Source organism: Mesorhizobium ventifaucium (assembly GCF_935822925.1).
Lineage (GTDB): Bacteria > Pseudomonadota > Alphaproteobacteria > Rhizobiales > Rhizobiaceae > Mesorhizobium > Mesorhizobium ventifaucium.
The window spans coordinates 202,652-223,488 of record NZ_CAKXZS010000012.1 but is presented as its reverse complement, the minus strand read 5'-3'; the positions used below and the strand labels follow the sequence as shown (position 1 = coordinate 223,488).

At 63.9% G+C, this 20,837-nt stretch carries 20 protein-coding genes; 10 read left to right on the top strand and 10 right to left on the bottom strand.

Annotated elements, in window-relative coordinates:
• Window position 1 precedes the first annotated feature (1 nt).
• Genes NMG70_RS12065 through NMG70_RS12055 form a run of 3 tightly spaced genes read left to right on the top strand, consistent with a single transcriptional unit; the run spans window position 2 to window position 2,900 of the window.
• Window positions 2-1,111: an ABC transporter ATP-binding protein gene (locus NMG70_RS12065; protein ID WP_254024723.1), complete on the top strand. Its 1,110-nt coding sequence runs from the start codon at window positions 2-4 to the stop codon at window positions 1,109-1,111.
• Window positions 1,112-1,135: 24 nt separating this feature from the next.
• Window positions 1,136-2,521 carry an NAD(P)/FAD-dependent oxidoreductase gene (locus NMG70_RS12060; RefSeq protein ID WP_254024722.1) on the top strand — a complete coding sequence of 462 codons (1,386 nt, stop codon included), beginning with the start codon at window positions 1,136-1,138 and terminating at the stop codon, window positions 2,519-2,521.
• Between the two features lie 25 nt (window positions 2,522-2,546).
• Complete coding sequence (locus NMG70_RS12055) at window positions 2,547-2,900, top strand: cupin domain-containing protein (protein ID WP_254024721.1); 354 nt, start codon at window positions 2,547-2,549, stop codon at window positions 2,898-2,900.
• Between the two features lie 23 nt (window positions 2,901-2,923).
• On the opposite strand, the gene NMG70_RS12050 is transcribed toward NMG70_RS12055, so the two are convergent.
• The 6 genes from NMG70_RS12050 to dnaK form a co-directional block, all read right to left on the bottom strand.
• Window positions 2,924-3,211 (bottom strand): DUF1330 domain-containing protein, encoded by a 288-nt coding sequence (locus NMG70_RS12050; RefSeq protein ID WP_077374344.1) that lies wholly within the window; start codon window positions 3,209-3,211, stop codon window positions 2,924-2,926.
• 17 nt (window positions 3,212-3,228) lie between these two features.
• Window positions 3,229-3,912: an orotidine-5'-phosphate decarboxylase gene (gene pyrF / locus NMG70_RS12045; protein WP_254024720.1), complete on the bottom strand. Its 684-nt coding sequence runs from the start codon at window positions 3,910-3,912 to the stop codon at window positions 3,229-3,231.
• Between the two features lie 20 nt (window positions 3,913-3,932).
• On the bottom strand, window positions 3,933-4,529 hold the full coding sequence (locus NMG70_RS12040) for an NADPH-dependent FMN reductase (protein WP_254024719.1): 597 nt from the start codon (window positions 4,527-4,529) through the stop codon (window positions 3,933-3,935).
• A gap of 91 nt (window positions 4,530-4,620) precedes the next feature.
• A complete protein-coding gene (gene pmtA, locus NMG70_RS12035; protein ID WP_254024718.1) occupies window positions 4,621-5,226 on the bottom strand; it encodes a phospholipid N-methyltransferase PmtA in 606 nt (201 codons plus the stop codon).
• Between the two features lie 142 nt (window positions 5,227-5,368).
• Entirely contained in the window at window positions 5,369-6,499 is a 1,131-nt protein-coding gene (gene dnaJ / locus NMG70_RS12030) for a molecular chaperone DnaJ (RefSeq protein ID WP_202365162.1), read from the bottom strand.
• Window positions 6,500-6,807: 308 nt separating this feature from the next.
• Entirely contained in the window at window positions 6,808-8,724 is a 1,917-nt protein-coding gene (gene dnaK, locus NMG70_RS12025) for a molecular chaperone DnaK (RefSeq protein WP_254017693.1), read from the bottom strand.
• A 366-nt stretch (window positions 8,725-9,090) separates the two neighbouring features.
• Between dnaK and rpe the strand changes: the two genes are divergently transcribed.
• Window positions 9,091-9,768: a ribulose-phosphate 3-epimerase gene (rpe, locus tag NMG70_RS12020; protein ID WP_254024717.1), complete on the top strand. Its 678-nt coding sequence runs from the start codon at window positions 9,091-9,093 to the stop codon at window positions 9,766-9,768.
• Between the two features lie 172 nt (window positions 9,769-9,940).
• Window positions 9,941-11,320 carry a malonyl-CoA decarboxylase gene (locus NMG70_RS12015; RefSeq protein WP_254024716.1) on the top strand — a complete coding sequence of 460 codons (1,380 nt, stop codon included), beginning with the start codon at window positions 9,941-9,943 and terminating at the stop codon, window positions 11,318-11,320.
• A gap of 144 nt (window positions 11,321-11,464) precedes the next feature.
• On the opposite strand, the gene nagA is transcribed toward NMG70_RS12015, so the two are convergent.
• Genes nagA through NMG70_RS11995 form a run of 4 tightly spaced genes read right to left on the bottom strand, consistent with a single transcriptional unit; the run spans window position 11,465 to window position 15,328 of the window.
• Window positions 11,465-12,643 (bottom strand): N-acetylglucosamine-6-phosphate deacetylase, encoded by a 1,179-nt coding sequence (gene nagA, locus NMG70_RS12010; protein ID WP_254024715.1) that lies wholly within the window; start codon window positions 12,641-12,643, stop codon window positions 11,465-11,467.
• Window positions 12,640-13,671, bottom strand: a complete 1,032-nt coding sequence (locus NMG70_RS12005) for an SIS domain-containing protein (protein ID WP_254024714.1) — start codon at window positions 13,669-13,671, stop codon at window positions 12,640-12,642. The genes nagA and NMG70_RS12005 overlap by 4 nt, the downstream gene beginning before the upstream one ends.
• On the bottom strand, window positions 13,668-14,450 hold the full coding sequence (locus NMG70_RS12000) for a GntR family transcriptional regulator (RefSeq protein ID WP_254024713.1): 783 nt from the start codon (window positions 14,448-14,450) through the stop codon (window positions 13,668-13,670). The genes NMG70_RS12005 and NMG70_RS12000 overlap by 4 nt, the downstream gene beginning before the upstream one ends.
• Window positions 14,447-15,328: a glucosamine kinase nucleotide-binding domain-containing protein gene (locus NMG70_RS11995; RefSeq protein ID WP_254024712.1), complete on the bottom strand. Its 882-nt coding sequence runs from the start codon at window positions 15,326-15,328 to the stop codon at window positions 14,447-14,449. Before NMG70_RS11995 ends, NMG70_RS12000 begins: the two co-directional genes overlap by 4 nt.
• A 200-nt stretch (window positions 15,329-15,528) precedes the next feature.
• Between NMG70_RS11995 and NMG70_RS11990 the strand changes: the two genes are divergently transcribed.
• The 5 genes from NMG70_RS11990 (at window position 15,529) to NMG70_RS11970 (ending at window position 20,823) form a co-directional block, all read left to right on the top strand.
• Window positions 15,529-16,485, top strand: a complete 957-nt coding sequence (locus NMG70_RS11990; RefSeq protein WP_254024711.1) for an N-acetylmuramic acid 6-phosphate etherase — start codon at window positions 15,529-15,531, stop codon at window positions 16,483-16,485.
• Window positions 16,486-16,487: 2 nt separating this feature from the next.
• On the top strand, window positions 16,488-17,747 hold the full coding sequence (locus NMG70_RS11985) for an ABC transporter substrate-binding protein (protein WP_254024710.1): 1,260 nt from the start codon (window positions 16,488-16,490) through the stop codon (window positions 17,745-17,747).
• Window positions 17,748-17,992: 245 nt separating this feature from the next.
• Complete coding sequence (locus NMG70_RS11980; RefSeq protein ID WP_254024709.1) at window positions 17,993-18,916, top strand: carbohydrate ABC transporter permease; 924 nt, start codon at window positions 17,993-17,995, stop codon at window positions 18,914-18,916.
• A 9-nt stretch (window positions 18,917-18,925) separates the two neighbouring features.
• Window positions 18,926-19,765, top strand: coding sequence for a carbohydrate ABC transporter permease (locus NMG70_RS11975; RefSeq protein ID WP_254024708.1), 840 nt, complete (start codon window positions 18,926-18,928; stop codon window positions 19,763-19,765).
• Window positions 19,762-20,823 carry a Gfo/Idh/MocA family protein gene (locus NMG70_RS11970; protein WP_254024707.1) on the top strand — a complete coding sequence of 354 codons (1,062 nt, stop codon included), beginning with the start codon at window positions 19,762-19,764 and terminating at the stop codon, window positions 20,821-20,823. Before NMG70_RS11975 ends, NMG70_RS11970 begins: the two co-directional genes overlap by 4 nt.
• The last annotated feature ends 14 nt before the right edge of the window (window positions 20,824-20,837 follow it).

The window sequence follows — 20,837 nt, the reverse complement described above, 5'->3', positions numbered from 1 at the left end:
AATGGCCTCACCATCGGCCCGCGGCGCAGCCATAGATCTCAAATCCGTCAGCAAGCACTATGGCAGCTTCATCGCCCTCGATAAGGTCTCGCTGCACATCGAGCCGGGGGAGTTCATGACGCTGCTCGGACCCAGCGGTTCGGGCAAGACGACCACGCTCAACGTCATCGCCGGCTTCACCGAGGTCAGCTCCGGTTCGCTTGATGTCGGCGGCAAGAGCGTCATCGGCGTACCGGCGCATAAACGCAACATCGGCGTGGTCTTCCAGCACTACGCGCTGTTCCCGCACATGACAGTCAGCAGGAACGTCGCCTATCCGCTGACCTTGCGCGGCATCGCCAATCCCGATCGCGCGGCCCGGGTACGCAAGGCGCTGGACATGGTGAAGATGGCCGATTTCGGCCACCGCTTCCCCAGCGAGCTCTCCGGCGGGCAGCAGCAGCGCGTCGCGCTGGCGCGGGCCATCGTATTCGACCCGCCGCTGCTCCTGATGGACGAGCCCCTCGGCGCACTCGACAAGAAGCTGCGTGAATGGCTGCAGCTCGAGATCAAACGGATCCACCGGGAACTGGGCACCACCTTCGTTTACGTTACGCACGACCAGGAAGAGGCGCTGGTCCTCTCGGACCGCATCGCCGTGTTCAACCAGGGGCGCATTGAGCAGATCGGTACCGGCCGCCAACTCTACGACGAGCCCGAGACGTTGTTCGTTGGAAAGTTCGTCGGCGACTCGACGATACTGCGTGGCGCAGCCTCCACCTCCGGGAACGAGACCGCCATCGACGTAGCCGGACGGAAAGTGGCCGCCGCCAAACGCCTTCCCGACGGCGCCAAGCCGGTGATGCTGCTGCGGCCGGAGAAGCTGGGTCTCGCCAGGCGGGGGAAGGGCGGACAGGATCGAAACACCCTGCCCGGGCGCATCGGCGAGGCCATCTACCTCGGATCTGGCTCCAAATACGAGGTCGTGCTGGCCGACACCTCGAAGGCGATCGTGCGCTCGACGCTGGACGCCGAGACCTTCGCCATCGGCGACGAGGTCGACCTCGTATTCGCGGGCAGCGACGTGAAGCTGTTGGCGGACGACGAAAATGCCGATTTCACGCTGACCTGAATCCTGTCTGGGAAAATCGCGACAATGGACGTGAAGAAGAACGGCGACGTCTCATTCTGGTATGCCGACATCGGCGGCGTGCCCTTCTATCGGCCGCCGCTGCAGGGCGATATCGTGGCCGACGTCTGCATCGTCGGGGCCGGCTACACCGGCCTTTGGACCGCCTATTATCTGAAGCAGGCAGCCCCACACCTCAATATTGTGATCGTCGAGAAGGAGTTCGCCGGCTTCGGTGCTTCGGGGCGCAATGGCGGCTGGCTGTCCGGCGGGTTCTCATGGTCACGCGAAAAATATGAGAAGGCAACCTCGCGCGCTGGAGTCATCGCCATGCAGGCGGCAACGACGGGCACGGTGAACGAGGTCATATCGGTTGCGGAAACCGAAGGCATCGACGCCGACATTCGCCGTACCGATGAACTGCTGGTCGCAACCAACGAGGCGCAGGAGCAGCGTGCCAAGGCGATGTATGCCCATGCCAGATCCTGGGAACTGACCGACGAACGTGTGGGGTATATCGATGCAGCCGAGATGCGCCGGCGCATAGCGGTGCACAACGCGCGCGGCGCCTTCGTCATCAAGAAAGTTGCGCGGGTTCAGCCCGCAAAGCTGGTGCAGGGGCTCGCCAAGGCAGTGGAGCGCCTCGGTGTTCCGATCTATGAAAAGACGACGGTGCTGTCGATCGAAAAAGGCAAGGTCGCAACCAACCGGGGCGTGGTGCGAGCCGAAAAGATCGTGAGGGCGACCGAGGGTTTTACCGCGGGAATCGCCGGCCACGAAAGACTGTGGTTGGCGCTCAACAGCGCCATCGTGGTCACCGAGCCATTGTCCGACAAGCTATGGAGCGAAATCGGCTGGGATGGCTACGAGGTGCTCGGCGACGCCGCGCACACTTACTGCTACGCCCAGCGCACCCGGGAAGGACGCATTGCCATGGGCGGACGCGGGGTGCCCTATCGGTTCGGCTCGAAGACCGACGTTCGTGGCGTCACCCAGCAGGCGACGATCGACAAGCTGCACAAAATCCTGACGACGCTTCTGCCGCAGACCAAGGGGCTCAGGCTCGACCACGCGTGGTGTGGAACGCTGGGCGTGCCGCGCGACTGGTGCACGACGGTGGGCTTTGACAGGCAGACCGGAATAGGCTGGGCCGGCGGCTATGTCGGCCTCGGCGTTTCCACCTCGAACCTCTCGGGGCGCACTCTGCGCGATCTGCTGCTGGGCAACGACACCGAGCTGACGCGGCTTCCCTGGGTCAATCGAACCGTGCGCAAGTGGGAGCCGGAGCCGCTGCGCTGGCTTGGCGTCCATTCGATGTATCAGCTCTATCGAATTGCCGACGAGCGGGAAGCAAAGGGGCTGCCGCGCACGTCGCGGCTGGCCGCCCTGGCCGATCGCATCACCGGGCACTGAACCGCATCACTTCGAGGATTTAGCAATGATCGACTTCAAGACCTTCGCCCACCTGGCGCACATCGACCTCGGTGAGCCCCAGCCGAAACCCACCTCGCTGGAAGGCGATCAGCTGGAAGCAGCCAACACGCTTTGGACTTCGGAGGATGGCAAGATCGAAGTTGGTGTCTGGGAATGTTCGCGAGGCCGGTTCACCGCGCGCCGCGATACGAATTCCGAGATTTGCCACCTCGTGTCCGGCCGCGTGACGCTGCACGGTCCTGGTGGCGCAGCCAAAGATGTCGGACCCGGCGAATTGCTCGTCCTGCCGCTTGGCTGGGAGGGCGAATGGACCATCCATGAGAAAACGCGCAAGCTTTATATCCTGCATGCGGTCTGACCGACGCAGCGGTTGCCGCTGAGCTAAAGCCCCTCGACCAGCACGATCTCGCCGTCGGCTACTTTCTGGCGGATCGCGACCGCCCGCTGATACTCCGGCGAGTGGTAGCAGTCATGCGCCGCAGCCAACGACGGAAACTCGATGATGACGTTGCGGTCACGACCGGGCCCCTCGACTTTTTCATGTGCGCCGCCGCGTGCCAGGAATTTTACATCGAAACGGTCGAAGGCAAGCTTGGCGGCGGCGACATAGTCCTTGTATCCTTCCGCATCGCGCACATCGACGCGGGCGATCCAGTATCCCTTGGGCATGCTTCTTCTCCGAATTGTTAGGCCGAGCGCATTTCATCGAGGATGGCTTCCGCGACCGCTCGCCTGTCGGCGGCGCTGACGATCGGCCGGCCGACGACGAGATGGCTTGAGCCGTTGCGGATCGCTTGCGCCGGTGTGACCACGCGTTTCTGGTCGCCATGGTCGCTGCCCTTGGGCCGTATCCCCGGCGTGACGACGGCCATGTTGGGGCCGACGATCCGGCGCACCGCTTCCGCTTCCTCGGCCGAGCAGACGATGCCGCCCATGCCGGCATGCAGCGCCTGCTCGGAGCGCCTCAGCACCAGCGTATGCGGGTCATGCTCATAGCCGGCGTCGAACACGTCCTGCTCGTCCATCGAGGTCAGCACGGTGACGCCAAGCAGGCAGAGATCGCTGTCCCTGGCGGCCTCGACCGCTGCCTTCATCGCCTTCGGATAGGCGTGCAGCGTCAGCATGGTCATGCCCATCCTGGCAATGGCCTCGACGCCCTTGGCCACCGTGTTGTCGATGTCGAGCAGCTTCATATCGAGGAAGATCCTGGTGCCGCCGCTGGCGAGCTCGCGGGCGAAATCGAGGCCGCCGGCGAAGGCGAGCTGATAGCCGATCTTGTAGAAGGAGACGACCGCATCGAGCTCGCGCACCACCTTCTCGGCGTCCTTCAGCGTCGGCACGTCGAGGCCGACGATCAGCCTGTCTTGCATGGTGCTGGCGCGCTCCCGGATCACGCCTCGATCCGCGTCGACAGCAGGCGCGAGGTTTCGATCAGCGTGCGGCATAGGTGCTCCATCGATCTGTGCAGTCGCTCGTCCCTGAAATTCCCGTCCGCGTCGAAGGCGTTGCCGCCCTCCGGGACAGAGCACTCCGGCGTCACCACCTCCATCTGGCAGCGCACCAGCACGGCGCGCAGATGGTTGATGCAGCGTACCCCGGCGAAATGTCCTTTGGAAGACGAACAAAGGCCGGCGGGCTTGCCGGTGAACGGTCTGAACGACCGCCCGCCATCCGTGCGCACCCGGCTCACCCAATCGATGGTATTCTTGAGCAGCGGCGGGATCGAGCCGTTATATTCGGGCGTCGCGATCAGCAGCCCGTCATGGGCGGCGATCTGCCGGGCAAGCTTGATGGCGTTCTCGGGAATGCCTTTCTCCTTTTCCAGATCCTCGTCGAAGATCGGCAGCGGATAGTCGGCAAGCGAGATGCGGGTCACCTCGGCGCCCTGCAGGGCGAGTTCCTTCTGCGCCACATCGGCGGTCCTGCCGCTGTAGGCGCCAGCGCGAATCGAGCCCGCGAAGACGAGAATTTTCGGGATCACTGCCATCGGCCACCCTTGTTCCCGGACAGGTACAGCCAAGGATCGCTCAAATCAACGCACCGGCCCAAAGATCGAAAAGCGATCTTTGGGGGCACACCTAATGCGCCCCGCGCCGGTAGATCCACAGCTGCGTTGGCGGGATGTTGCGGATGACGAAATGGAAATGCTCGACCGTGTAGTCGCCGCGGCCGGGCGGGATCGGCGACAGCGGGCCGTAGGTCAGCTGCACGACGGGGCGGCCTGTCGGGATGCGGTCGAGAAGGCTTTCGACATAGGCGACGCGCTGGGCGACCGGGAAATTGAGCAATGGCACGCCGGAGATGACCGAATCGAAAGTCAGGCCGCTCTTGTTGCCGAGCGTCGCATCGAGATTGAAGGCGTCGCCCTCGATGACGTTGACGCCGGGATAGAGCTGGCGCAGATGGCACACGAAATCGGGTGAGTATTCGACTGCGTAGAGATTTTCAGGCTTTACGCCCTGGGCGAGGATGGCTCGGGTGATGACGCCGGTGCCCGGCCCGACTTCGAGGACCGGCAGGCCCGAGTTCGGGTTGACGACGGAGGCCATCTTGCGGGCCGTGATGGAACTGGTCGGCACGATCGAACCGACCGCCTTCGGCTTGTCGATCCAGCCCTTGAAGAACTTCAGTTCGTCATCGAACTTCTCTGCCAGCGCCTTTCGCAGTCCGGGACCATGTGCCATGCAAGTTCTCCAGAACGGTCCCCCGAGTGGCTACTTAGCAGCTACGGCCTTCAAGACAAGGCGGACGCCGGTATAAGCTGTTGATGACGCTAGGGGAGCTTCCGCTCGATTGTGTTCTACACCCGATTGGCGAGAACCGCCATCAGCGCTCGCCGAAGGTCTCGAAAAAGTCCTTCATGCGGGCGAAAAAGCCGCTCGACTGCGGCGAATTATCCTTCGAGGAAAGCTGCTCGAACTCCTCCAGCAGCTCGCGCTGGCGGCGGGATAGGTTCTGCGGCGTCTCGACCGCGGTCTGGATGTAGAGATCGCCGACATTGTGCTGGCGCAGCACTGGCATGCCCTTGCCCTTGAGGCGGAACTGGCGGCCGTTCTGGGTGCCTTCCGGCACCTTGACCTTCGTCTGGGTGCCGTCCAACGTCGTCACCTCGAAGGAACCGCCAAGGGCAGCCGTCGTCATTGAGATCGGCACCTTGCAGTAGAGATCGGCGCCGTCGCGCTGGAAGAATTCATGCGGCTTGACCGCCAGGAAAATATACAGATCGCCCGACGGGCCGCCGCGCAGGCCGGCCTCGCCCTCATTGGCAAGGCGGATGCGGGTGCCGTCCTCAATCCCGGCCGGGATGTTGACCGACAGCGAGCGCTCCTCGGTGACGCGGCCCTGGCCGGCGCATTTCGGGCACGGCTCCTTGATGGTCTGGCCACGTCCCTGGCATTGCGGGCACGTGCGCTCGATCGAGAAGAAGCCTTGCGTGGCGCGCACCTTGCCGTGGCCGTTGCACATCGAGCAGGTGACGGGCTGGGTGCCGGGCTTGGCGCCGCTGCCGGAGCATTCCATGCAGGAGATCGAGGCCGGCACGTGGATCTGCGCCGTCTTGCCGGTAAACGCCTCCTCCAGCGTGATTTCCATATTGTAGCGCAGGTCGGCACCGCGCTCGCGTCCGCCTGACGAGCGGCGCTGGCGCCCGCCCATCATGTCGCCGAAAATATCCTCGAAGATGTCGGCGAAACCGCCGGCGCCGAAGCCGTGTGCGCCGCCGTTCATGCCGCCCTGTTCGAAGGCGGCGTGGCCGAAACGGTCGTAGGCCGCGCGCTTCTGCGGATCCTTCAACGTCTCGTAGGCTTCGTTGATTTCCTTGAACTTGTGCTCGCAGGCATGATCGCCGGGATTGCGATCGGGGTGGAACTGCATGGCCAGCTTGCGGAAAGCGCTCTTGAGCTCCTTCTCGTCGGCCCCCTTTTGCACGCCCAGCGTTTCGTAGAAATCAGCTTTCATCTTTTCCCGCAGTCCGGATATTCAACGTCTTGAAGCACTTTGCGTCGTTCGCCGGCACGCTGTTCCGATTTAGGTGCGATGGAGCCGGGATGCCAGTGTTGACACGGGCTTGCCCGCACTTTTTCGATCAGGCGCGCACTTTTTCGGCCAGAGTTGCAAAAAAGCCCGGCTTTGCGCCGGGCTTACTACAGCGCCGCGCGTCCTGTTGGAGCGCAAAGGGCGCTGTAGCACTTGATTTTTGCGCATGACCCTTTCCGAAAATCGATTCCGATATCGGGGTCATGCGCCTAAACCTGCCGTCAGGCCGCTCAGGCCGACTTCTTCTTGTCGTCGTCCTCGTTGATTTCCTCGAAGTCGGCATCGACCACGTCGCTGTCCTTGGCGGCGTCCGCCTTGGCGTCAGCTTCCGCGGCTTCCTTCTGCGAAGCCTCGTACATGGCCTGGCCGAGCTTCATCGAGGTTTCGGCGAGCGCCTGCGTCTTGGCTTCGATCTCGGCCACGTCGTCGCCTTCGGCAGCGGTCTTCAGCGCCGTGATCGCATCGGCGATCGCCGTGCGGTCGGCCTCGGAAACCTTCTCGCCATATTCCTTCAGCGACTTCTCCGAGGAATGCACCAGCGCCTCGGCCTGGTTGCGGGCCTCGACCAACGCACGCCGCTTCTTGTCGGCCTCGGCATTGGCTTCGGCGTCCTTCACCATCTTCTCGATGTCGGCGTCCGAAAGGCCGCCAGACGCCTGAATGCGGATCTGGTGCTCCTTGCCGGTGCCCTTGTCCTTGGCCGAGACGTTGACGATGCCATTGGCGTCAATGTCGAAAGTGACCTCGATCTGCGGCACGCCACGCGGCGCCGGCGGAATGCCGACCAGGTCGAACTGGCCGAGCGCCTTGTTGTCGGCGGCCATTTCCCGCTCGCCCTGGAAGACGCGGATGGTCACGGCCGATTGTGAATCCTCGGCAGTCGAGAACACCTGGCTCTTCTTGGTCGGGATCGTCGTGTTGCGCTCGATCAGCCGCGTGAACACACCACCCAGCGTCTCGATGCCGAGCGACAGCGGCGTCACGTCAAGCAACAGCACGTCCTTGACGTCGCCCTGCAGCACGCCGGCCTGGATGGCGGCGCCCAATGCGACGACCTCATCCGGATTAACGCCCTTGTGCGGCTCCTTGCCGAAGAACTGCTTCACGATCTCCTGGATCTTGGGCATGCGGGTCATGCCGCCGACCAGGACGACCTCGTCGATTTCGCCGGCCTTCAGGCCGGCATCCTTGAGCGCCGCCTTGCAGGGTTCGATCGTGCGCTGGACGAGATCCTCGACCAGGCTCTCGAACTTCGCCCGCGTCAGCTTCAGCGTCAGGTGCTTGGGGCCGGTGGCATCGGCGGTGATAAAGGGCAGGTTGATCTCGGTCTGCGTCGTCGACGACAGCTCGATCTTGGCCTTTTCGGCCGCTTCCTTGAGGCGCTGAAGCGCGAGCTTGTCGCTGCGCAGGTCGATGCCCTGTTCCTTCTTGAACTCCGCCGCCAGATATTCGACCAGCCGCATGTCGAAATCCTCGCCGCCGAGGAAGGTGTCGCCATTGGTCGACTTCACCTCGAAGACGCCATCGCCGATTTCGAGCACCGAAATGTCGAACGTGCCGCCGCCAAGGTCATAGACGGCAATGGTCTTGCCTTCCTTCTTGTCGAGGCCGTAGGCAAGTGCGGCCGCGGTCGGCTCGTTGATGATGCGCAGCACTTCAAGGCCGGCGATCTTGCCGGCATCCTTGGTGGCCTGGCGCTGGGCGTCGTTGAAATAGGCCGGAACGGTGATGACCGCCTTCTCGACCTTCTCGCCGAGATAGGCTTCCGCCGTTTCCTTCATCTTCTGCAGGATCATTGCCGAGATCTGGCTGGGCGACTGCTTCTTGCCGCCGGCCTCGACCCAGGCGTCGCCATTGTCGCCCTTGACGATCTTGTAGGGGACAAGCTTCTTGTCCTTTTCCGTTACCGGATCGTCATAGCGGCGGCCGATCAGGCGCTTGACCGCGAAGATGGTGTTTTCAGGATTGGTGACCGCCTGGCGCTTGGCCGGCTGGCCGACGAGGCGCTCGCCGTCGCTGTTGATGGCGACAATGGAAGGGGTCGTGCGCGCGCCTTCCGCATTCTCGATGACCTTCGATTCCTTGCCGTCCATGATGGCGACGCAGGAGTTGGTGGTCCCCAGATCGATACCGATTACTTTTGCCATTTTTCTAATCTCTCCGCTAAGCAGGCTCTCAGGACCCGTACAGGCGTTCCGACGAAAGCCCCTGTTCACAAGAAATTCCGCTTCTGCAACCGGCATTCCGGCGCCGAACGGCTTGGCGCGTATATAAGAACAGGCCGCGCGGCGCGCAAGCATTCTGCGCAAGGCATCCAACATCCTTTTCTCGGGCCGGCCAGGGTTCTCCGGCCATGGCACGGTGAGCCCAGGCCGTCCAGCGCGTCCCATGAACCTTTCCGCGTCCGTTCGCGACTGACACCCAGGCAGCAAGGTCATTCTGCCGCCACGACGACTGGCCATTTTCGGGCCGATGCGGTAGGGCGGGAGCGGGCTTAGGAACGGAAAGCGGACATGGCTCAAAAGACCCTGATCGCGCCATCTGTGCTGGCGTCGGATTTTTCGAAGCTCGGCGACGAGGTCGAGGCGGTGGCGGCGGCCGGCGCCGACTGGATCCATCTCGACGTCATGGACGGGCATTTCGTTCCCAACATCACCTTCGGTCCGCCAGTGATCAAGGCGATCCGCAACCGCACCAAGGCCTTCTTCGACTGCCATCTGATGATCACGCCGGCCGATCCCTATCTGCAGGCGTTTGCCGAAGCCGGCTGCGACGGCATGACGGTTCATGCCGAGGCGGGGCCGCATCTCGACCGTTCGCTGCAGACGATCAGGGACCTCGGCAAGAAGGCCGGCGTGTCACTCAACCCGGCGACACCGGAAACGGCGATCGAATATGTGCTCGACCGGCTCGATCTGATCCTGATCATGACCGTCAATCCGGGTTTTGGCGGCCAGGCCTTCATTCCAGGGGTCGTCGACAAAGTGAAGCGTGTCAAGGCGCTGATCGGCAATCGGCCGATCCGGATCGAGATCGACGGCGGCATCTCGCCGCAAACCGCGCCCCTGGTCACCGCCGCCGGCGCCAGCGTGCTGGTCGCCGGTGCGGCTATCTTCAAGGGCGGCAGCGTCGAAGCCTATCGGGCGAACATCGAGGCGATCAGGACAGCGGCCGACCAGGTGGCCGGCTGACGCCGCCGCTGCCGGCGCGCCATCACCGGCACCCGCTGTTCTCCCCAGGCTGTCAGGAATTCGTTGGCCGACGCCGGTGCGCTTGTGCTCATGACATGCGGTCCCATATTCTCTGTCTCACCCTCATGCCTCTCCGGACTCTCCCGCAGGCTCCTCTTCGACGGTCGGATCGATGAACCGCAGCCCTTTCTTCGCTGACCTGCTGAACACCATCGCCGACCGCGGCCGGATGATGCTGAACCTCGTGCGCGGTGACGAGCCGGTTTCGGCCGACAGCCTGGCACGTCTGTGCGTCCGTCTGCTTTCCAGCCAGGGCGAGGCATCGGGCGTCGCCTATGCAAGGGAAATTCTCGATCGCTGGCGCACCCTCGGCGCCGACGGCAGGCTGGCTTTCCTGCACGTGCTGCGCGATCGTTTCGGCACCGATCACGCCAGGCTTGCCGCTGCGGTGGATGCTTATCGCGCCGGGCCAGACGATCGCTCGGCACTTGCCCTGCACGACGCCGCCGAGCCGGCAAGGCAGGAGCTCCTGCGCCGCCTGAACCTAGCGCCCGGCGGCATCGAGACGCTGGTGCGCATGCGCCAGGATCTGCTTGCCAGGCTGCCCACATCGCCCGATCTCGCCATCGTCGATGCCGACTTCACGCACCTCCTGTCGTCATGGTTCAACCGCGGCTTCCTGGTGCTGCGGCGGATCGACTGGTCGACGCCGGCCAACATCCTGGAAAAAATCATCCGCTACGAGGCGGTGCATGCCATCCACACCTGGGACGATCTGCGTCGCCGGATCGAGCCCGCCGACCGGCTCTGCTATGCCTTCTTTCATCCGCAACTCGGCGACGAGCCGCTGATCTTCGTCGAGGTCGCGCTCACCCGGGCGATGCCGACGACGATCGCCGAGCTGCTTGCCGACGAGCGGCCGCTGGTGCAACCACGGCAGGCGACGACGGCGGTGTTTTATTCCATCTCCAACTGCCAGGCGGGCCTGCGCGGCATTTCCTTCGGCAATTTTTTGATCAAGCAAGTGGTCGAGGACCTGCGCCGCGATCTTCCCGGCCTGACCGATTTCGTCACGCTGTCGCCGGTGCCGGGCTTTGCCCGCTGGCTGGCCGAGCAGGCCGAAACCACCCCTTCCGCCGCCGAAGTTTTGGACCTCGTCGCCAACGAGGGCTGGCATGCGGACGCTGCTGTCCGCGACCGCGCGGGCCAGGCCCTGCTTCCTCTTGCGGCGCTCTACTTCCTCGAAGCCCGCACCGCCTCCGGCAAGGTGATCGACCCGGTCGCCCGGTTCCATCTCGGCAATGGCGCGCGGCTCGAGCGCATCGACCTTTTCGGCGACCTGTCGCCCCGCGCCTTGCGTCAGGCGCATGGCCTGATGGTCAATTATCGTTACAAGCTCGACGACATCGAGAAGAACCACGAGCTGTTCGCCGCCAGGAACGATGTGGCGGCCGCGCCGGCCGTACGCCGCCTGCTGCCGAAACCGGCGAGATCGGCCGCGCCGCGGCTTCCAGTGCCAGCCCAGGAGATTGAGGACAAGAGCGACATATGAGCAACCACCCGCTTCAGGCTGCGGGGCGACTCGGCTGATACCTTAGAGCAATTCCAGGAAAAGTGCGTAGCGGTTTTCCGTCAGGAATTGCGTAAAAACAAATACTTAGAGCGGTTCGGCGGTTCTATCAAAAGCTGAACCGCTCTAGGCGCTCTTTGCGAGACCGACCTCAAAAACCTTGTCGCCTTCTATCCAGACGCTTTTCACCTCCAATTCGTCCGACAGCGCAACAATATCGGCGGCGGTGCCTTTGGCGAAGCGTCCGAGCCGGTGCGACTGGCCGATCGCCTGCGCCGGATAGAGCGAAGCCATGCGCAGGGCCTCCGACAGGTCCAGCCCGACGACACGGTGGACGAAGCGGAGGGCGGAGATCATGTCGAGATCGGCGCCCGCCAGCGTGCCGTCGGCAAGCCGCAGGCTGCCGTCCTTGCGGTAGACGGTGCGGCCGTTCAGCGTGAAAGACGTCATATCTGTGCCGATCGTCGCCATCGCGTCGGTGACCAGGAAAATTTTTGCCGGGCCCTGCTTGGCGCGCAGCGCGATGGCCATGGTGGCGGGATCGACATGGATGCCGTCGGCGATGATGCCGGGAAACAATGTGCCTGTGTCGATGGCGGCACCAGCCAGACCCGGCTCGCGGTTGCCGATCTGGCTCATGGCGTTGAACAGATGGGTGACCATTGTTGCGCCGGCCTCAGTGAACGCGCGCGCCTTGGCATAGCCGGTGTCGGAATGGCCGAGGCTGACGACGATGCCGGCCTCGACGAGCGTCGAAACGCGTACGGTGTCGACGGATTCCGGCGCGACAGTGGTCAGCAGCACCGGCAGGATTTTTCGCGCCGCAATCAGCATCGCCTGGTCAGCATCCAGCATCGGCCGGATCAGCGCCGGGTCATGCGCGCCCTTGCGGGCGATCGACAGATGCGGGCCTTCGAGATGCAGACCCAAAAAGCCAGGCACCTTTTGCCGTGCGGCCTCGGCTCCGGCGGCAACCGCCGCTGCGGTGATGGCAGGCGTGTCGGTGATCAGCGTCGGCAGCAGCGCCGTCGTGCCGAACGGCGCATGTGCCCGGCAGATGGTTTCGATCGAAGCGACATCGGGGTGGTCGTTGAGCATGACGCCGCCGCCGCCATTGACCTGCAGGTCGACAAAGCCCGGCGCAAGCATGCCGCCGCCGGTTTCGATACGCTCGACACCGGACGGGACGGCTCCGGTGGCAACGATGGCCTCGACGAGGCCGTCTCGCACGACAAGGGCAGCCTTGTCGTGCCAGTCGTCGCCGTCAAAAATCCGGGCGCCAGTCAGGGCAAAACGGTCGCTCATATGGTTTCCGTCACCTTGCGAAGATTGGGTGGCGTGTCCGGATCGAGGCCGCGATGACGGGCAAAGGCCTCGACGAAGCCATAGAACGACACGATCAGCGCCAGCGGGTCGGTCAGTGGATGGCCGGTGGCGACATGCGGCAGGTGCTGAGCGCTTGTCGCCTTGTCCGAAGTCACGAAGACGGCCGCGCGCTTGCCCGCCAGGTTGTCGGCGGCCTCTGCGACCGACGGCTCGGAAGCATCGCGGGCGGCGAGCGCCAGCACCGGAAAGTCAGGCCCGACCAGCGCCAGCGGGCCATGCATGACTTCGGCTGCACTATAGGCCTCGGCGTGCATGGCGCAGGTTTCCTTGAATTTCAGCGCCGCCTCATTGGCGATCGCCGCGGACGGGCCGCGACCAAGGATGAATAGAGACTTCGGCGTCTCAAGGGCGCTGGCGAGCGCCATCCAGTCGCAGGCGATCGCCTTGCGGAAATGTTCCGGCAAACGGGCGAGCGCCGCCAGCAGCTTGTCGTCGCCGGTGCTATGCGCCATCAAGGCGAGGCCGGCGACGGCTGAATTGACGAAGGTCTTCGTCGCCGCGACGCTGCGCTCCGGGCCGGCCAGGATGTCGATCGCATAATCGCAGGCCCGCGCCAGCGGCGAATCGGCGGTGTTGGTGATGGCGACGGTCAGCGAACCGCCGGCTCTCGCGGCTTGCGCCATGGCGACGATGTCCGGGCTCTTGCCTGACTGCGAGATTGCCAGGCAGGCCGAGCCGGCCAGCCTGAGTCTGGCGCCATAAATCGAAGCGATCGACGGGCCGACCGACGCGACGGCAAGGCCGGCGGTCAGTTCCACCGCATACTTCATGAAGGTGGCGGCATGGTCGGAGGAGCCGCGCGCTACGGTGACGATGAACTGCGGATCGCGCTCGCGAATGCCGCGCCCGGCTTCGGTCAGCACCGCTGCCGAGCCGTCGAGCAGGCGCGCGGTGGCCTCCGGGATCTCCTCGATCTCGCGCCGCATATGCGTTTTGGTTGCGCTCATGGCCGGCCCTCTTCACCCGGCCCGCTGAGCCGGAGTTCGGCGACGAAATCATAGGCGTCGCCCCTGTAGATCGAGCGAGTGAATTCGATCACCTTGCCGCTCGCCAGATAGGAAATACGCTCGATGTGCAGGCCGGCAATGCCAGGCGGCACTTCGAGCAGGCGCGCGTCGTCGTCGCCGAGATTGGCGGCGGAAATGCGCTGCACCGCCCGTACTGGCCGACGGCCGGTCGTTTCAAGCGCCGCGTAGAGCGACGAACCGATCGCCGCCGGGTCGGGCAGCACGCTGGCAGACAGTGCCGCACGCTCGATCGCCAGCGGCGTATCGTTGGCAATGCGCAGGCGCGCCACCCGCGCCACCAGCTCGTTCGATGACAGGCCGAGCACCATCATCTCGTCCGGCGAGGGCGCATAGAGGCCGCGGTCGAGCCAGGCCGAACGCACCGCCATGCCGCGCCGCGCCATATCCTCGGTGAAAGACGTCAGCCGTGACAGCGACTGCTCGACGCGCTCCATCCGCGGCGCGACGAAGGTGCCGGAGCCGTGACGCTGGACAAGGATGCCGCCCTTGACCAGATCCTGCACCGCCTTGCGCACGGTGACCCGCGAAATGTCGGCCTTGCTGGCGATGTCGCGCTCGGACGGCAGCGCGTCGCCCGGCCCGATCAGGCCGCGATTGACCGCGTCCTCGATGCTCTTCCTGAGCTGCAGATAGAGCGGCGCGCCGCTTTGCGCCGACTGTTTCAGCGTGGCGAAGATCTGATCGGCGGCTTCGCTCATCGCGCCGCCTCCGCCGCTTTGGCGAAGACACGAACTGCCATCTGCACGGCGCCGCCCAGCGCGTCGTCGAGCGGCGGCTTCAGCAGCGCCCGGTAGCGCGCCGACAGGCGTGGTGCATAGAGCGGCGCCAGCCCGCCGAGCAGGCAGAGCGGATCGTCGTCGCCGAGATCGAGCACGCCGAGTGCTGCCTCGACATCGGCGACCGCCTTGTCGAGGATCCAGTTGGCGACCATGTCGCCTTTTTCGGCATGGTCGAAGACCTTCGGCGCGAAGCCGCCGAAATCGCCGGGTTTGGCATTGGTGGTGAACTCGACCAAATCCTCGGGATTGTCGCGGAAGATGGCGAGCATGGCTTGCGTCAGCGGCGAGCCCTGGCGGATGCCGTCATAGGCGAGCAGCGTCTGTTCGAGCAAGTCGCGGCCAATGCGGGCGCCGCTGCCCTGGTCGCCGACCTGGAATCCCCAGCCGCCGATGGCGCGCGACTTGCCTTGTCTGCGCGCCATATAGGCGGTGCCGGTGCCGAGAATGGCCATGGCGCCGTCACCGGAACCGACCGCGCCTTCCAGCGCGATCTCGGCATCGGTCTCGACGCGGCTTTGGCTGAACGGCAGGATCGCTTCGAGCTGCTGCCTGTAGGTGCCGACATTGGCGCCGGCGAGGCCAAGAATGGCCGGGGTCTGTGGGATCAGCTCAGGATCTTGCCCGGCGGCGACAAACGCCTGCCGTGCCGCCTCGACGATGTTGGCCCTGGCGCCGGTGAGATCGGTGCGGATGTTGGCCGCACCGCTCTTGGCGCGGCCAATGACGGCGCCGTCCACTGTTGCAAGGGCCGCCCTGCAGCTGGTGCCGCCGCCATCGATGCCAAGCACGAAATTCACGCGATGTCTCCTCCGGACTGATAATACCAATAAAATACCAATAGCCAAGGATTAATTTTTGTTTCGAAAAGATTAAGGCGTATTTAATTGAAAAATCTGCGCATTTTCCCATAACGACGATTTCCGGTCAGGGAAATCACTAATGCGTGTGGACAAGTGGTATTTTTTTGGTATTGTTTTCTGGATTGGAGGGAAAGCGGATGGCCGAAACGCGCACCGAAGCGCTTCACCAGAATGCCGAGGGGCTGGACATCCAGGCCCCGGACGCCATCCTTTCCTCTTTGGCCAATGCGCAGATCGAGGCCGCCAAGGCGGTGCGCGGCGCCATTCCCGCAATTGCCAAGGCAGCCGAAATCATCGCCAGCCGGCTGAACAGCGGCGGCAAGCTCGCTTACGCAGCGGCCGGCAGCTCGGGCCTGATGGCGCTGGCCGATGCGCTGGAGCTGCCGGGCACATTCGGCATTCAGCGCGACCGCATCGCCATCCTGATCGCCGGCGGCGACGATGCCTTCAAGACACTGGCCGGCGGGCCGGAGGACGACACCGACGAAGCCTCTGCGGCGGTTGCCGCTGCCGGCATCGGCGAGGGCGACTGCCTGATCGCGGTCTCGGCCAGCGGCTCGACGCCCTATGCGGTCAGGGCGATCGAGGATGCCCGGCGGCGGGGCGCGGCGACCATCGCCATCGCCAACAACAAGGATGCGCCGCTGCTTCGGCTGGCCGACATCGCCATCCTGCTCGAAACACCGCCGGAGCTGATCGCCGGCTCGACGCGCATGGGCGCCGGCACCGCGCAGAAGATCGCGCTCAACATGCTGTCGACGCTGACCGCCATCCATCTTGGCCATGTCCATGACGGCTACATGGTCAATCTCATGGCCGACAACATCAAGCTGCGCGGCCGCGCCGCCCGCATCGTTGCCGCCATCAGCGGACGCGACAGGGACGATGCGGCGCAGCTGCTCGAGAAGAGCGGCGGCGTCATCAAGACCGCCATTCTGCTCGCCGCCGGCGCCGCCAGTGCCGATGCGGCGCAGAAGATACTGGAAGGAACCGGCCACAAGCTGCGTCCGGCGCTTTCCGCGATCGAGGGGAGCATGGGGCGGAAAGCCTCTGTTCTCAAAACCGAACCTGAAAAAGGTCAACAGGGAGACTGAGCATGACAACCAAACTACTGACGGCACTGCTTCTCGGCACCAGCATTCTCGGCTCGGCCGGAATGGCCTATGCCCAGGACGTAACGCTCAACATCGAGAGCTGGCGCGGCGACGACCTTGCCATCTGGAAGGACAAGCTGATCCCGGCTTTTGAGGCCAAGAACCCGGGCATCAAGGTGGTGTTCGCGCCGTCGGCGCCGACCGAATATGACGCCGCGCTCGGCGCCAAGCTCGCCGCCGGCTCGGCCGGCGACCTGATCACCTGCCGCCCGTTCGACAAGTCGCTGGAACTGTTCAAGAAGGGCAATCTTGCCGATATCTCGACGCTGCCCGGCATGGAGAATTTTTCCGACGTCGCCAAGGCCGCCTGGCAGACCGACGACGGCAAGGCGAGCTTCTGCGTGCCGATGGCTTCCGTCATCCACGGCTTCATCTACAACAAGGACGCCTTCGACCAGCTCGGCATCAAGGTGCCGACGACCAATGAGGAGTTCTACGCCGCTCTCGACAAGATCAAGGCCGACGGCACCTACATCCCGATGGCGATGGGCACCAAGGATCTCTGGGAAGCCGCGACCATGGGCTACCAGAACATCGGCCCGAACTACTGGAAGGGCGAGGAAGGCCGTCTGGCACTGATCAAGGGCGAGCAGAAGCTGACCGATCCGCAATGGGTTGCGCCGTTTGCCGAACTCGCCAAATGGAAGCCGTATCTCGGCGACGGCTTCGAGGCGCAGACCTATCCGGACAGCCAGAACCTGTTCACCCTCGGCCGCGCCGCCATCTACCCGGCCGGCTCGTGGGAGATCGGCCTGTTCAACACCCAGGCGCAGTTCAAGATGGGCGCGTTCCCGCCGCCGGTGCAGAAGGCCGGCGACACCTGCTACATCTCCGACCACACCGACATCGGCATGGGCCTCAATGCGGCGTCGAAGAATGCGGATGTGGCCAAGACCTTCCTGACCTGGGTCGCCTCGCCGGATTTCGCCACCATCTACGCCAACGCGCTGCCGGGCTTCTTCAGCCTGAACAACACCCCGGTGAAGATGGAAGACCCGCTGGCCCAGGAATTCGTTTCCTGGCGCGACAAGTGCAAGTCGACGATCCGCTCGACCTACCAGATCCTGTCGCGCGGCACGCCGAACCTCGAGAACGAGACGTGGGTTGAATCGGCCAACGTCATCAACGGCACCGTCACGCCGGAAGCTGCCGCCAAGAAGCTGCAGGACGGCCTCGACAGCTGGTATAAGCCGGCGAAGTAGAGCGCAGGGGAAGCAAGGCCGTCGCAAGTGGACGGCTCTGCTTTTTTCGATAGCATCGACTGCAACCGACGGCGCCGCCCCTCATCCGCCTGCCGGCACCTTCTCCCCGTATAGTGACGGGGAGAAGGGAGAAGCTCCGGCGCTGACGCCCCCCTCTCCCCGTCCTTCACGGGGAGAGGGTAAGGGTGAGGGGCAGCGCTGCCGTCGAAAGCATCGCAAGAACTTGATCGGCGGGGACCGAACGCATGGCCGCAGCACCGAAACGACCGTTCCGCTGGCATATCGTCGTCTTCCTGGCGCCGGCGGTGCTGGTCTATACGGCGATCATGATCCTGCCGCTGGCCGGCACCCTGCAGCTCTCGCTGTTCCGCAACATCGACCAGGCCCAAATCTTCGTCGGGCTGGAAAACTTCCGCAGGCTGTTCGGCGATCCCAACTGGTCGGTCAATTTCTGGAACGCACTGCGCAACAACATCTGGTTCTTCATCATCCACATGATCGTGCAGAATCCGATCGGCGTGCTTTTGGCCGCACTGCTGTCCAGCCCGCGGCTGAGATTCTCCGCCTTCTACCGCACCGCGATCTTCGTGCCGACGATCCTGTCCTTTGTCATCGTCGGCTTCGCCTGGAAGCTGATCCTGTCGCCGCTGTGGGGCGTGGCGCCGAACCTGATGGATCTTGTCGGCCTGAAAAACCTGTTCACGCCGTGGCTCGGCAAGGAAGAATATGCGCTGACCACGCTCAGCCTGATCTCGGTGTGGCAGTTCGTCGGCATCCCGATGATGCTGATCTATGCGGCATTGCTGTCGATCCCCGAGGAGGTGATCGAAGCCGCCGAATGCGACGGCATCACCGGCATGTCGCAGTTCTGGAAGATCAAGCTGCCGCTGATCCTGCCGTCGATCGGCATCATCTCGATCCTCACCTTCGTCGGCAATTTCAACGCCTTCGACCTGATCTACACCGCGCAGGGCGCGCTGGCCGGGCCGAATTATTCGACCGATATTCTCGGCACCTTCCTCTACCGCGCCTTCTTCGGTTTCCAGCTGCAGGTCGGCGATCCCAACATGGGCGCGGCGATCGCCACGATGATGTTCCTGATCATCCTTGGCGGCGTCTGCGTCTACCTGTTCCTCGTCCAGACGCGCCTGCGTCGCTATCAGTTCTAGGGGGCCGATATGAGCACGGCAACCCACTCCCTGCCCCGCACCATCGGCGCCCATGCGGTGCTGTTGACCTACACGGTGATCGCGCTGTTTCCGGTGATCATCGTCATCATGAATTCGTTTAAATCCCGCGCCGGCATCTTCGGCGCGCCGCTGACGCCGCCGACCCCGAAAACCTTCGACCTGATCGGCTACACCACGGTGATCGGGCAGGGCGATTTCATCCACTATTTCCAGAACAGTCTTGTCGTCACCGTCGCCTCGCTGTTCTTCGTGCTGCTGTTCGGCGCGATGGCCGCCTTCGCGCTGTCGGAATATCGTTTTCGCGGCAATTCGATGATGGGGCTTTATCTGGCGCTCGGCATCATGATCCCGATCCGCCTCGGCACCGTCGCCATCCTGCAGCTGATGGTGGCGAGCGGGCTGGTCAACACGCTGACGGCGCTGATCCTGGTCTACACCGCGCAAGGCCTGCCGCTCGCCGTCTTCATCCTGTCGGAATTCATGAAGCAGGTGTCCGACGATCTAAAGAACGCCGGACGCATCGACGGCCTGTCCGAATACACCATCTTCTTCCGGCTGGTGCTGCCGCTGGTGCGGCCGTCGATGGCGACGGTTGCCGTCTTCACCATGATCCCGATCTGGAACGATCTGTGGTTTCCGCTGATCCTGGCGCCGTCCGAAGAAACCAAGACGGTGACGCTCGGCGCCCAGCTGTTCCTCGGCCAATTCGTCACCAACTGGAACGCCATCCTGGCGGCGCTGTCGCTGGCGATCATGCCAGTGCTGATCCTCTACGTCATCTTCTCGCGGCAGCTGATCCGCGGCATTACTTCGGGAGCGGTCAAGTGAGTAAGGATAAACCTCTTCGCGTCGTCGTCGCCGGTCTTGGCAATATGGGCCGCAGCCACGCGCTGGCCTATCACACCAATCCGGGCTTCCGGATCGCGACACTTGTCAACCGTTCGGACGTGCCGCTGCCGGCCGGGCTTTCCGGCTATGGCATCAGGCGCTCCTTCGACGAGGCGCTGCGCGACGAAAGGCCTGATATCGCCTGCATCGCCACCTATTCCGACAGCCACGCCGACTATGCGGTCAAAGCATTCGAAGCCGGCTGCCATGTCTTTGTCGAAAAGCCGCTGGCGACGACGGTGGCGGATGCCAAACGCGTCGTCGCAGCGGCCAAGGCCAACGGCAAAAAACTGGTGATCGGCTACATCCTGCGCCATCACCCGTCCTGGATCAGGTTGATCGCCGAGGCGCGCAAGCTCGGTGGCCCTTACGTGTTCCGCATGAACCTCAACCAGCAATCCTCCGGCCATAGCTGGGAGACGCACAAGCAGTTGATGCAGACGACGTCGCCGATCGTCGATTGCGGCGTGCACTATCTCGATGTGATGCTGCAGATCACCGACGCCAGGCCGGTCGAGGTGCGCGGCATGGGGCTGAGGCTGACCGACGAGATTGCGCCCACGATGTACAATTACGGCCACCTGCAGGTGCTGTTCGACGACGGCTCGGTCGGCTGGTACGAGGCCGGCTGGGGGCCGATGATCTCGGAGACGGCGTTCTTCGTGAAGGACGTGATCTCGCCCAATGGCTGCGTGTCGATCGTCATGAAAGAGGGCGTCAAATCCGACGACATCGACACCCACACCAAGACCTCGACTATCCGCCTGCACAGCGCGGCGACCGGCGCGGACGGCAAGTTCGCCAAGCCGGATGAGATGCTGTCGATGGAGGGTGAGCCCGGCCATCAGGATCTCTGCGATCTCGAACAGGCTTTTGTGCTGAAGGCCGTCCGCGAGGATCTGGATCTAACCCGCCATATGGACGACGCGGTGAAGTCGCTCGCCGTCTGCCTCGCCGCCGACGAGAGCGTGCGCAGCGGGAAGGCGGTGCGATTGTGACAGGGGAATTTTCG

Excerpts from the sequence above, each read along its gene's own strand:
- NMG70_RS12015 (WP_254024716.1), top strand. The coding sequence starts at position 9,941 with ATGAACCGCAGCCCTTTCTTCGCTGACCTGCTGAACACCATCGCCGAC.
- NMG70_RS12005 (WP_254024714.1), bottom strand. The coding sequence starts at position 13,671 with ATGAGCGCAACCAAAACGCATATGCGGCGCGAGATCGAGGAGATCCCG.
- pyrF (WP_254024720.1), bottom strand. The coding sequence starts at position 3,912 with ATGCAAGACAGGCTGATCGTCGGCCTCGACGTGCCGACGCTGAAGGAC.
- NMG70_RS11990 (WP_254024711.1), top strand. The coding sequence starts at position 15,529 with ATGGCCGAAACGCGCACCGAAGCGCTTCACCAGAATGCCGAGGGGCTG.
- rpe (WP_254024717.1), top strand. The coding sequence starts at position 9,091 with ATGGCTCAAAAGACCCTGATCGCGCCATCTGTGCTGGCGTCGGATTTT.
- pmtA (WP_254024718.1), bottom strand. The coding sequence starts at position 5,226 with ATGGCACATGGTCCCGGACTGCGAAAGGCGCTGGCAGAGAAGTTCGAT.
- nagA (WP_254024715.1), bottom strand. The coding sequence starts at position 12,643 with ATGAGCGACCGTTTTGCCCTGACTGGCGCCCGGATTTTTGACGGCGAC.
- NMG70_RS12040 (WP_254024719.1), bottom strand. The coding sequence starts at position 4,529 with ATGGCAGTGATCCCGAAAATTCTCGTCTTCGCGGGCTCGATTCGCGCT.
- NMG70_RS12050 (WP_077374344.1), bottom strand. The coding sequence starts at position 3,211 with ATGCCCAAGGGATACTGGATCGCCCGCGTCGATGTGCGCGATGCGGAA.
- NMG70_RS12000 (WP_254024713.1), bottom strand. The coding sequence starts at position 14,450 with ATGAGCGAAGCCGCCGATCAGATCTTCGCCACGCTGAAACAGTCGGCG.
- dnaK (WP_254017693.1), bottom strand. The coding sequence starts at position 8,724 with ATGGCAAAAGTAATCGGTATCGATCTGGGGACCACCAACTCCTGCGTC.
- NMG70_RS11980 (WP_254024709.1), top strand. The coding sequence starts at position 17,993 with ATGGCCGCAGCACCGAAACGACCGTTCCGCTGGCATATCGTCGTCTTC.
- dnaJ (WP_202365162.1), bottom strand. The coding sequence starts at position 6,499 with ATGAAAGCTGATTTCTACGAAACGCTGGGCGTGCAAAAGGGGGCCGAC.
- NMG70_RS12065 (WP_254024723.1), top strand. The coding sequence starts at position 2 with ATGGCCTCACCATCGGCCCGCGGCGCAGCCATAGATCTCAAATCCGTC.
- NMG70_RS12060 (WP_254024722.1), top strand. The coding sequence starts at position 1,136 with ATGGACGTGAAGAAGAACGGCGACGTCTCATTCTGGTATGCCGACATC.
- NMG70_RS11985 (WP_254024710.1), top strand. The coding sequence starts at position 16,488 with ATGACAACCAAACTACTGACGGCACTGCTTCTCGGCACCAGCATTCTC.
- NMG70_RS12055 (WP_254024721.1), top strand. The coding sequence starts at position 2,547 with ATGATCGACTTCAAGACCTTCGCCCACCTGGCGCACATCGACCTCGGT.
- NMG70_RS11975 (WP_254024708.1), top strand. The coding sequence starts at position 18,926 with ATGAGCACGGCAACCCACTCCCTGCCCCGCACCATCGGCGCCCATGCG.